Source organism: Salipiger sp. PrR002, from assembly GCF_010500775.1.
Classification (GTDB): domain Bacteria; phylum Pseudomonadota; class Alphaproteobacteria; order Rhodobacterales; family Rhodobacteraceae; genus Salipiger.
Genome location: NZ_JAAGOU010000056.1, coordinates 1 through 10,297, shown reverse-complemented (window position 1 = coordinate 10,297; position 10,297 = coordinate 1). Strand labels below are relative to the sequence as shown.

Below are 10,297 nucleotides of genomic sequence, written 5' to 3'. Positions count from 1 at the left end.
TTCAGTCTCAACGGCCTTCCAGCGCTGGAGGGTTCCCGAAAAAGTGAACCTGCATGCGGGGGGTGCAGGAGTGGGCAGCCAATTTACGGCACACGCAGGCAACGCCGGCACGAAAGGCCTTCTGAAAATGATGCCATCGGTGTTCGTCAAGAAGGCCGGGAGCCGTCTGCTCGAATGTTCCGCCGTTCGCCGTGGCGGGCAGACGCGCATTTCACCGGCGCCCGCCCGTCTTCGCACTGTACAAGCAACGGAACCATAAACTCCCCGAAATGGGAGGATCTGTCGCCTCTCGCGTCAACGTCAGCCAGCCCAGGTACCTATCTGGGCCAGCAGCTTTTCAGCGGCAAAACAGCCTGAAGTCAGTTGTCTTGGCTCCCACCCCAGAACCGGCGCATGCGGTCCATCATATGGCCGGGCGCGGCCATCTCGTCCGTGCTCAACGAACCACTCCCGTCTTCGTCGAGAGCCTGGAATCTGTCACTAAGAACGGGCCGAACCATGATGAGGTGGAGCTGTTCGAACTCTTCTGCTGAAAGCACGCCATCGCCGTCGGAGTCTGCGTCCGCAAAATTGCTCTCCATGCTTTGGAACATCTGTCCTAAGTCCATGTAACCCTGCCCATCTCGAAATTGGCCGGGGTGCATCATCTCGTTCATCATGTCGCGGTCCATGTAGCTTGAACCGGGAAACATCGGGGGCTGGCCATTCATCATCCCGGGTCCGAAATTTCCATTATTCTGCTGAGGTGAGCGCTGCGGATACATGGGACGTTGTCCGCCCATCATGTCAGCCGGGCTGCCTTGACCCTGCATCATGCCCTGTCCATAGCCGCCCTGTGGCATCTGCCCCTGCATCATGCCCTGGCCGTGACCATAGCCACCTCCGCCATACCCTCCGGAAGGGTTGCCCATCATGCCCTGGCCACCCCATCCCTGACCCGCTTCGTGAGCCCAAACAGCGCCCGCAAGGGCGACGGTGGATGCGAGTAGGAGCGCCGGAAATGTGCTGAGTTTCATTTTCATTCTCCTCGGCGGCGCAGTGAAGGCCGCTCTGATGTCATGTCTCCCCGGGCATTGATCCGCCGGGAGCCCAAGCATGCAGGATTCCAGCGCTGGAAGGTCCATGATCTGGATCAAGCGGGCATCGCCGTGTTTGGCTTGGAAAAGGAGGATCGTGAGCGCGACGTTTTGCGGGGTCAGGGCAACCAAGGCCCGACAAGGGTCGGTTCTGGCAGAAGGCTATGGCGCCGCAACACTGGCCGAAGACTAGCAGGGATGCGCGGAAGCACGTGAGCTGTTTGACATTCGGCTACGGGTGCAGAACGCCGCTTTGGCTTAGACACCAGCTACGACTGAGCGGGGACTGCAGAGGAGAGACCTCTGCTCAGGCGGCCGGGTACCTGGTGAAGACCTCTGTGCTCCCATCCTTTCCGATCAGGATGACGTCATAGGCTTCGCGCTCGGTTTCGGGGCCCATGCCGGGCGATCCGTACGGCATGCCGGGCACGGCGAGGCCGATGGCCTCGGGGCGCTCCCCGAGGAGCTTGCGGATGTCGGCCGCGGGCACGTGCCCTTCGATCATGTAGCCTTCGATCTCGCCGGTGTGGCAGGAGGTCATGTCCTGCGGAATGCCCTTGTCGAGCTTGTGGCGCATCAAAAGCGTGCCGAAGCTGTCCTCGGTGGTAACGGTGAACCCCTCACGGCGCAGGATTTCGATCCAACCCGTGCAACACCCGCAATTCGGGTCCTTGAGGACATGGATCGCCGGTGCGGCCTGCGCCCGAACTCCAAGCGGGACTGAAACCGTGAAGCTCGCGAGGGCGCTCATCATGCTGCGTCGTGTCAGGGTCATCGGTGGCTCCTTTCAGGTCCTTGCAGAGGCGTGCTTGCTGCCCTTGGCAAGGAGGGCTCGGTCTTTCTCGCTCAAGATGCCAGAGGCGGTTGAGCAACGGAAGGCCAACAGGCGCAACGCGTTCAGCGAACCGGCTGGGCGAATGCTGGCGCCACAGCTCAGCGTCCCTGGAACTCTCTGATGGGCACAATGCAGCAGGCGCAGCGCTGGCCGGCCGGAACGCGCAGCTTCAAGAACATCGCTGCGGCACAGAAACGTTTTGGCGCTTAGCGCAATATATCCGGCCCGGTCTCAACCGCGCGCTCCCCGATGGACTGCGGAAAGGTAGGTCCGAACTGATCACCTTTGACCCCGTCAGCCATCGCCAATGGAGGCTGACCACCGGAGTGCCCCCGGGTGCGCCTACCGATGCCCGACCCAGCCGCGATCATCGGTGAAGGCGCGGGCATCCGAGAGTTGGATGTACTGGTAGTCTTCCGGCAGACTGTCGAGTGCGGTCAGCGGTGTGCGCGACGCTGCGAGAAGGACGTTCCCTCGGCCTCGATCGCTGATCGGGCCGCGGATCGCCTCCACATGCGGGTAGAGCTCGCGCAGGATCGCATTGACGCCGCGCGCAAGCGGGCCGTCAGGCTTGTCGATCAGGTTCACATAGATCGGCCCATCCACGATGCCGCGCAGACGTTCGAAGGTCTCGAGCGTCACGAGGTGGGCCGGGACCGAGCCCGAGGAGAAGGCGTCCATCACCGCGGCATCGAACCGACGGTCCGTCTCGTTCAGGTAGACCCGCCCATCCGCATGCACGAGACCAAGCCGCCCGCCGGCGGCCTCGGTGCCTTCGTCGTACCCTGTGCGCGCAATCATCCGGCCCGCCCGCGGCAGGTTATCTTCCACGACCCGGGTCACGAGCGGGTCGATCTCGACGGCGGTCGCTCGCGCCTCGGGGCGCGAAGCGAGAAGCTCGGTCGGCAGGGTGTAGCCGCCGCCACCGACAAAGAGCACCGAAGGCGCCGGGCCCAAGTCATGATCGAGGCGGTTCCAGAGCCACTGCGTATAGGGCAGGACGAGCTCACCCGCAGCCGCCTTGGGCTCAGCGGCAGACGCCCACTCGGCGGCCTGTATGGTTCCATCCGAGACGAGCAGGACCTCGGGGCCGCTCTTCGCAATGTGCAGGCAGGAGAGGCCAGACTCGTACTCGCAGGCCGGCGCGCCGGCCAGACCCGCGAAGGCCACGAAGCCGGCCGCCGAGAAGGAGACAACCCTGTTCTGCTCCCCCCGGTCAGCGGCTCCGCTCCGCAGGAATGGCAAGCACAGTAGCGCCGCCGCGCCGCAGGCAGCGAAGGTCGCGGTCGATCCGATCAGCGGCAGCGTCACGAACCCGGCGAGGATGGCACCGAAGATCGCGCCCACGGATCCGGCGGCCAGAACGATCCCCAGCGACGAGCCCTCGCGGCCCGGTCGCGCTTCGATGGCCAGCTTGGCCAGCAGAGGCGACGGCAGTGTCACGAAGACCGAAGCCGGAAAGAAGACGAGGATCACGGTCAGCAGCATGCCGCCGGTGCCACGCGCACCCCAGGCATGCAGCAGCCCGAGCAATGTCGGCGAGACCGCCATGAGCACCGCCGTCGCCACCAGCGCGTTTCGGACGTTGCCGAGCGCCATCGCGCGCGGGCGTTCGGCGATGAAGCCCCCCAGAGCGCTGCCGAGCGAGAAGCCTCCAAGGACGGTTGCGATGACGCTGGTCCAGGTCAGCAGCGAGGTGCCGAAGAAGGGCGCGAGCACGCGGCCTGCGGCGATTTCATAAGTCAGCCCCACCGCCGAGAGCAGCAGGATGAGGGCAATGGTAATGGAGAACCGAATAGTGCGTTCCTTTGCGTTCAGCGGATCATTCCCCGCTCACAGCCCTATCAAGGGATTTCTTGTCCCACACGCAGGGAAAGCTGCCGGTGAAGTTGGCGTCGAGCACGCTGCCTTCCGATCCGACGAGAATGTAGAGCAGCTCATCCGTCTCCGGATTGGTCACCCCCACGACGAAATCGCCATCAACCTCGGCGATGAGCTCGGCCTGCACGATGGAGAGGCCGCGCCAGCTTGTCGGCAGAAGGCCCCAGGGTTTGCCGACGTCTTCGACTGTGAAGTAGCCCGCCGCGCCGACGGCGGTGACGCGGGCGATCTTGGCGTCAATGATGCCATGGCCCTCGGAGTGAGCCCAGCCTTGGCCGGAAGCGGCCGTGAAGATGAGCAGCGCCGCTGCGAAATTCTTGAGCATGAGAGTGTCCCTGGAAAAGCGAACGCCGGGGAGCGTGGGCCCCCCGGCGCGATGCGATCAGCTTTCGTCTTTGAGCTCTTGGTATTCGCCGCGCAGCTGCAGCGTCACCGTGACGTCAGCGTTGTCGCGGTTTCGCCAGAACCAGCCATGATCGCCGTCGAAGGCCGCGTCAAAGCTGCCCTCGGAGCCGGTCGAGCCGCGGCCCTTCTCATAGGTGACGTTGTTGCCGCCGCCATGACCATGCATGTCGTAGTTCACCCGGCCGCCGGTCACGGTCATGCTGTAGAAGGCGGTCTGCCCTTCGGTCATGACCATTTTCCATTCTGCGGACTCGCCGGGCTCGAGCGTGAATTTGACCTCGTCGCGCCAGGCCTCGGCTTCCTGCGCATGGGCGCTGCCGACGAAGAGGCCGAGGATGTCCTGCATCAGGCTCGACTGGTCTTCGGCCTCGGCGTCCATCTGCATGTCCATTTCGCGCTCTTCGGCGAGCTGGGTCTTGATCTCGCCCATCTCTGTGAGGCCAAGCACCCCGCCGATGCGCGTGGGGTCGATGCCGTATTCGGCCGGAAGCACCACGGTCACCAGGATGGCTGCCGCGGCGCCCGCCGCGATGATGGTGGACTTCAGCAGCTGTGCCGAGCTCGGCAGCTCTTCGGCGGTCGGTTTTTGCGTATTGTACATTGGAAACTCCTTTGAAATCAGGCGGCGACGAAGAGGCCGGTGAGCTGGTAGCCCATGAGGATGAAGCCCATGGACATCATGACGACGTTGGCGGTGTAGGCATGGCGCCAGAAGCCCGTCTGGCGGCGCCACCAGCCCATGGCGATGAGGATCACCGACAAGGCGAGGATCTGCCCGAGCTCGACGCCGACGTTGAAGGCAAGCAGGTTGGGCACCAGCCCCTCGGAGGCGATGTCATAGTCGAGGATCTTCGTGGCGAGGCCGAGCCCGTGGAAGAAGCCGAAGATCAGCGTCGCGAGCTTGGTATTGGGTTGGAACCCGAACCAGCGCTGGTAGGCGCCGAGGTTGTCGAGCGCCTTATAAACCACCGACAGGCCGATGATGGCGTCGATGAGGTAGGCGTTGACGTTCCAGCCGAAGTAGACGCCCAGAAGCATGGTCGTCGAATGGCCAATGGCGAAGAGGCTCACGTAGATAGCGACGTGCTGCATCCGGTATAGGAAGAAGACGACGCCGAGGAGGAACAGGATGTGGTCGTATCCCGTGACCATGTGCTTGGCCCCGAGATAGGCGAAGGGGATGAGGTTCACCCCCCAGATTTCCTGGATATAGCCCGCGTCACCGGCGGTGACATTGTGGGCGGCGGCCTGCGAGGCGCAAAGCGCGAGCAGGGCAAGACAGGTCAGGAGCAGCGGCCTGCGCAAAGTGGCAGGGCGCGCGTCCCGATGGACTGCGGTCATGGTAGTCTCCGATTGTAGCGATTGATCAGGTGTGGGCCGCCGCAAGGGCGGCAGGCGATCAAGCGCGCGGAGGCCTTTCGTGAAGATAGACTGGACCCGCGGCCCAGCTTGGAAGCGCAGGCGCCTCCGCCTCGGCCACCATCGCATCGACCTCAACAGAGGGCGAGCGCATGAGCATGGCCGGGCTGTGGTCGTGGTCGGCGACGTCATGGCTGTGTCCATGCATCGCCCAGGCGATGTCTTCCTCGAGCCCGTGGCTGTGGCCATGGGTCTCGATCATCTCGGCATGGTCCTGCAGGACCGTCAGGATGTTCGGGACATGGGAGGTGACGGGCTGCAGCGACCAGATCGCGAAGCACAGGCAAAGCAGCGCGGCCAGGCTGGCCCGCACCCATTCCGTGCAACTTATCCGTCGTCTCGCCTGCATCACGTCCCTGCTCGGGGTCACTTTCGACCTTCTTGTCTTATCCCCCATGGGGGGTTAACAAATGAGTATGACAAAACCGCATCGCCATGCAAGCCACCCCAAGCTCGTGACCCGGCTGAAACGCGCCGAGGGGCATCTGCGCTCGGTCATCGCGATGATCGAGGAGGGACGTCCCTGCCTCGATGTCGCGACGCAGCTGCAGGCCGTGGAGAGCGCCGTCCGCAATGCGAAGCAGGCACTGATCCACGATCATGTGGACCATTGCCTCGATGCGGAGGGCTCCGAGCACGACCGGGCCGAGCTGAAGGCCATCACCCGCTTCCTTTGAGGTCCCCATGCTGGACATCCTGAAAGACCGCACCTACCGGCATCTCTTCCTCGCACAGGTGGTGGCCCTTTTGGGCACCGGGCTTGCCACCGTGGCCCTTGGGCTGCTGGCTTACGATCTCGCCGGCGACAGCGCGGCCATGGTGCTGGGCACGGTCTTCACTATCAAGATGGTGGCCTATGTCGGGATCGCGCCCATCGCCGGGGCTTTCGCGGACCGGGTGAACCGCCGCGCGCTGCTGGTGGCGCTCGATCTCGTGCGCGCTGCCTGTGCGCTGGCGCTACCCTTCGTCACCGAGGTCTGGGAGGTCTACGTGCTGATCTTCCTGCTGCAATCGGCCTCGGCCGCCTTCACCCCCACGTTCCAGGCGACGATCCCCGACGTGCTGCCCGAGGAGGCGCGCTACACCCGTGCCCTCTCGCTCTCGCGCCTCGCCTATGACCTCGAGAACATCGTCAGCCCGACGCTTGCCGCGTTGCTGCTGGCGGTGATGAGCTACAACACGCTGTTCCTCGGCACCGTCACAGGCTTCGTCGCTTCGGCGCTGCTGGTGGTCTCGGTGCTGCTGCCGAGCCCCAAGGCCTCCGAGCCGCGCGGCATTTACGACCGCACGACCCGCGGCATCCGCATCTACCTCGCCACGCCGCGCCTGCGCGGGCTGCTGGCGCTGAACCTCGCGGTCGCGGCGGCAGGGGCGATGGTGCTGGTGAACTCGGTGGCGTTGGTGCGCGGCACGCTCGGCCTTTCGGAGAGCGCACTGGCCTGGACGATGTTCGCCTTCGGCGCGGGGTCGATGGCCGCGGCGCTGCTGCTGCCGCGACTGCTCGACCGCCTGCCGGACCGCCCGGTCATGATTGTGGGGGCTGGGCTGATGGTGATGACGCTGCTCGGGCTGGCAACTGCCATCCTTGCCTCCGGCCTGCACTGGGGCGTGCTGCTGCTGGCGTGGCTGCTGGTCGGCTTCGGCTATTCCGCAGTGCAGACCCCCTCCGGCCGACTGCTACGCCGCTCGGCCCACCCCGAGGATCGCCCGGCGCTCTTTGCCGCGCAATTCGCCCTGAGCCACGCCTGCTGGCTGCTGTGCTATCCCCTCTCAGGCTGGCTGATGACCCGCTTCGGCGCGGTGCCCGCGCTGCTCGTCCTCGCGCTGCTGGCGGGGGCCGGGATCCTGCTCGCCCTGCGGCTCTGGCCGGCGGGCGATCCGACCGAGGTCGCGCACAGCCACGACAACCTGTCGCCCGATCACCCGCATCTGCGGGACGGGCACCACCACAGCCACGCGCTGGTGATCGACGACGCACACCCCCGCTGGGCGACGCGGTTCTGAGCGGCGCGGAGGTCAGGCGTGGTCGGCGGAGCGCCTCCCGAAGCTGCGTGACAGCATGAGAGCGGCCGCGATCACCGTCGCCGCGATCAGCCCGTAGTCCTGCGGCACCCCGAGCAGTAGCGCCGCGCTGCCGCCGACTCCGCCCCAAAGGAACGGGACCACCAGAAGGCAGCCAACGCCCCGGCCCGACATGAGCATCAGCGCACCGAGCGTGAAGATCACCGTCGGACAGGGCGCGATGCCGAAAATCGGCATCTCGGGATAGCTGTGTCCGAAAGCCCAGCCGACCAGCGGGTAGAGGACGAGCCCATAGACCATGATGACAAGCGCCAGGGCGGTCCGTAGGTCACACCGCGCGCTGATGCGGACGTCGGTCGTGATCGCGAAGGCGATCAGCAAGGCTCCCTCGAGGACGAAGCCCAGGGCAAAGCCCCGTGCCGCCGGGTTGATCTGCGCGAAATAGGCCCACTGATACCCCGCCCCGCAGACGATCCACATCACCCCGAGCAGCGCCAGCACAACCCGGGGCGCGCGACCCGTGCCGCGCAGGCAGAGGACAAGCATGATGAGCCCTGCGGGATAGGCGAGCAGCCAGTAGGGCCATGCCGCCGTGTTCCAGGCGGCGAAGATCGCGAAGAACTCTTCCCTCGAAAACGGCATCGCACTTCTCCCAGGCGAGCCTGCTGCGCCCTCCGAAGAGGCTCCCATGCGGGAGGATCTCGGTCAATGCTGCATGCGCAAAAGGAATTTCGACTTTCTTCGACCTGAATGGCGTGAAAGGGCTCGGTGCAGCCATGCGGCGATGCAGGCTTTCCGCATGGCTTTGACCCTCACAAGCGCGTGTCCGTCATCAAATAATTTGGGACCCAGAATGCTCTGCTGGTCAGGAGAGTCTGGCTCGTTCAGTTCGAGGTTAGGCCGCCTGGGTTCGGTGTAACCGGTGTTCTGGCCCCACCTACCGCGCGGCTTCCTGATCTGAGATCGGCTCTTTCGAAGTGGATCAGGAAGGAGTTTCTCCATGGATGCCACATTGAAGGCTCTCACGGACGATGAAGGACGTCGGCGCAACCGCAAATGGCCTGATGCGGTGAAGGCGCGGAACTGTTTCGACAAACATTTCGGGAAGGCTCTGGAAATACAAGGCGAAAACCCGCCTCTCTGCGAAGATGCGTGCTGCGCCAGTGACGCCTCGTCCCTGCTTCGGACGGCGCTAGAATGATTTTTGGCGCAGACGGGGTGCGGAACGAGGCTCCGGGCCGGAGCTTGCAGTGCGTGGGAGACACACCATCGGGCGGCCTGCGGCATTCCAAAATCCGCCCATGCTGCGCTCTGCGCCTGCATGCTTTGCGGCGAGGCGAACGAAGAAAGTTCACCCCCGCAGCGGGCGCTTCGACAGAAGGCCGCTGCGAAGGACTTACGATTTTGCCTTCGTGTTCGGCGCTCTTTCGAGAAGCCCAAGGCTCAGAAGGGTCTGGATGGACCGGTAGAACGTCGGTTGAGGGATCGCGCCAACCAATGGATGTCGTCGAAGGCCCTCGGATTTCACGGTGTTGCCGGTGCACTGGGACAGGGCGTGGGCAGCAAGCAAGACATCTCGCCCTGTTCTCCTCAGTCCGTCAATGCCCACGTCGATCTCAAGAACGCGCAGCATATCTCACAATTCGAGTATCGCGCGAAGCTTCTGGTCCTTTGTGGAACGCGGCTTGGGTTCAAATTGTGGCATCTAGATCAAATAATTGGAAGAATGCTGCGCCAAACTTATCACTTTGAGAACTTCTTGTCGCCTTGATTGAGATATGCTACGCTCCGATTGGCTTTTTCCGTGAGTGGTGTAGCCGTCTTCTATTTGAGCAGCTTCTTCCCTGGTGGTGAGTGCCGCCAGGGAAATTTCTCAACGACCCGCCTGAGCTTGCAAAAAGGACGAGGCGGAGGCTGAGAGACCGGCGTGCGCTGCTGGTTCTCCATTCCTTCATCAAACTAGTCCTCCTGTGCGGCGCTAAGGAGGACATGGGTCCAGGCAGTCATTTGCTCGGGCGTGACCTCTCGATGAAAGGTGCCCCGCAGTACCGCAAGCATGCGCTCGCACATCAGGGAGCCAAAGCCGGCCTCCCCCTCACTGGGTGTTGCCCCGAAGCTCCCACCCTCTTGCCACGTGATTTCGAAACGGGGTCCGTCGATCTTGGACGTCGCCTGCAGTGTGCCGTCTTTCTGGCCGAGGGCGCCGTATTTCACCGAGTTGGTGCAAAGCTCGTAGAACACGAAGGCAAGAGGGGTCAGGGCCCTGTCGGACAGAGGGATGTCATCGCCCTCGAGAACCACGAGGTCTGCCTGGAATAGCCGGATGATGTCCCGTAGCAGTTCGCTTAGCGAAACGCCGGACCGCATGGGCGCAAGGGGATCGGTGACTGCGAGCGATTGTGCGGAGGAGGGTCCGCGCTCGAGGCAATATCGGGGTGGGTTCGGGTGTCGAGGCAGCTTTGCCTCTCTCAATCCACCTGATACTTGGAACTCAATGCTCACCGCACACATTTCCTTTCTAGATGGGAGCGGCAAAAAAGGCGTGGCTCCCGCAACGATAAGCGGAGAGAGACATTGCGTATTCCTAAATCCCGTGATCTCGCAGGTCGCTCGCATCTGCGTTGTCTCCTCCGCGACTGTGTCATCACGCATCCGGACG

At 63.8% G+C, this 10,297-nt stretch carries 12 protein-coding genes and 1 pseudogene; 4 read left to right on the top strand and 9 right to left on the bottom strand.

The window, feature by feature from the left end; translation table 11 throughout:
• Positions 1-259, top strand: a 259-nt coding sequence (locus G0A00_RS26455; protein ID WP_203595516.1) for a hypothetical protein, incomplete at its 5' end; no start/stop codon positions are given.
• 100 nt (positions 260-359) lie between these two features.
• Here G0A00_RS26455 and G0A00_RS25440 read toward each other — a convergent pair.
• The 7 genes from G0A00_RS25440 to G0A00_RS25410 all read right to left on the bottom strand — a co-directional run bounded on the left by G0A00_RS25440 (position 360) and on the right by G0A00_RS25410 (position 5,929).
• Positions 360-1,016, bottom strand: coding sequence for a hypothetical protein (locus G0A00_RS25440; protein ID WP_164185389.1), 657 nt, complete (start codon positions 1,014-1,016; stop codon positions 360-362).
• Between the two features lie 367 nt (positions 1,017-1,383).
• Positions 1,384-1,851, bottom strand: coding sequence for a DUF411 domain-containing protein (locus G0A00_RS25435; protein WP_164185391.1), 468 nt, complete (start codon positions 1,849-1,851; stop codon positions 1,384-1,386).
• 402 nt (positions 1,852-2,253) lie between these two features.
• The gene (locus G0A00_RS25430; protein ID WP_368667748.1) at positions 2,254-3,663 is read right to left on the bottom strand and encodes a fused MFS/spermidine synthase; all 1,410 of its coding nucleotides are present in this window, start codon (positions 3,661-3,663) and stop codon (positions 2,254-2,256) included.
• A gap of 70 nt (positions 3,664-3,733) precedes the next feature.
• Positions 3,734-4,117, bottom strand: coding sequence for a DUF6488 family protein (locus G0A00_RS25425; protein WP_164185393.1), 384 nt, complete (start codon positions 4,115-4,117; stop codon positions 3,734-3,736).
• 57 nt (positions 4,118-4,174) lie between these two features.
• Complete coding sequence (locus G0A00_RS25420; protein ID WP_164185395.1) at positions 4,175-4,798, bottom strand: transmembrane anchor protein; 624 nt, start codon at positions 4,796-4,798, stop codon at positions 4,175-4,177.
• Between the two features lie 17 nt (positions 4,799-4,815).
• Positions 4,816-5,538 carry a HupE/UreJ family protein gene (locus G0A00_RS25415; protein ID WP_164185397.1) on the bottom strand — a complete coding sequence of 241 codons (723 nt, stop codon included), beginning with the start codon at positions 5,536-5,538 and terminating at the stop codon, positions 4,816-4,818.
• Positions 5,539-5,596: 58 nt separating this feature from the next.
• The gene (locus tag G0A00_RS25410) at positions 5,597-5,929 is read right to left on the bottom strand and encodes a hypothetical protein (protein WP_164214286.1); all 333 of its coding nucleotides are present in this window, start codon (positions 5,927-5,929) and stop codon (positions 5,597-5,599) included.
• Positions 5,930-6,032: 103 nt separating this feature from the next.
• On the opposite strand from G0A00_RS25410, the gene G0A00_RS25405 reads away from it, so the two are divergent.
• Together G0A00_RS25405 and G0A00_RS25400 are read left to right on the top strand one after the other, a co-directional pair.
• Positions 6,033-6,293, top strand: a complete 261-nt coding sequence (locus G0A00_RS25405; protein ID WP_164185419.1) for a metal-sensing transcriptional repressor — start codon at positions 6,033-6,035, stop codon at positions 6,291-6,293.
• A 7-nt stretch (positions 6,294-6,300) separates the two neighbouring features.
• Positions 6,301-7,620 carry an MFS transporter gene (locus G0A00_RS25400; protein WP_164185401.1) on the top strand — a complete coding sequence of 440 codons (1,320 nt, stop codon included), beginning with the start codon at positions 6,301-6,303 and terminating at the stop codon, positions 7,618-7,620.
• Positions 7,621-7,632: 12 nt separating this feature from the next.
• Here the strand turns inward: G0A00_RS25400 and G0A00_RS25395 are convergent, their stop codons facing one another.
• Positions 7,633-8,280 (bottom strand): DUF6064 family protein, encoded by a 648-nt coding sequence (locus G0A00_RS25395; RefSeq protein ID WP_164185403.1) that lies wholly within the window; start codon positions 8,278-8,280, stop codon positions 7,633-7,635.
• A 358-nt stretch (positions 8,281-8,638) separates the two neighbouring features.
• On the opposite strand from G0A00_RS25395, the gene G0A00_RS25390 reads away from it, so the two are divergent.
• On the top strand, positions 8,639-8,839 hold the full coding sequence (locus G0A00_RS25390; protein WP_164185405.1) for a hypothetical protein: 201 nt from the start codon (positions 8,639-8,641) through the stop codon (positions 8,837-8,839).
• 758 nt (positions 8,840-9,597) lie between these two features.
• Here G0A00_RS25390 and G0A00_RS25385 read toward each other — a convergent pair.
• Positions 9,598-10,297, bottom strand: a pseudogene (locus G0A00_RS25385) (hypothetical protein); the annotation flags it as partial.